This window comes from Spirulina sp. CCY15215 (assembly GCF_016888125.1).
In the GTDB taxonomy this organism is placed as follows: domain Bacteria; phylum Cyanobacteriota; class Cyanobacteriia; order Cyanobacteriales; family Spirulinaceae; genus CCY15215.
On sequence record NZ_JACSWA010000046.1, the window covers coordinates 1 to 226 of the forward strand.

The window sequence follows — 226 nt, forward strand, 5'->3', positions numbered from 1 at the left end:
TCATCCTCGAGCCGATCATGAAAGTCGAGGTTGAAGTCCCCGAAGACTTCCTCGGTGATGTCATGGGGGATTTAAACTCCCGTCGAGGTCAAATCGAAGGGATGAACTCTGATGCCGGCGTATCCAGCGTAACTGCTAAAGTTCCTTTGGCAGCAATGTTCGGTTACGCCACAGATATCCGTTCCAAAACCCAAGGACGCGGTATCTTTTCAATGGAATTCAGCAA

The 226-nt window shown here is 49.6% G+C and carries 1 pseudogene; it reads left to right on the forward strand.

The annotated features are described in order from the left end of the window. Positions 1-226: pseudogene (gene fusA / locus JUI58_RS00195) on the forward strand (elongation factor G); the annotation flags it as partial.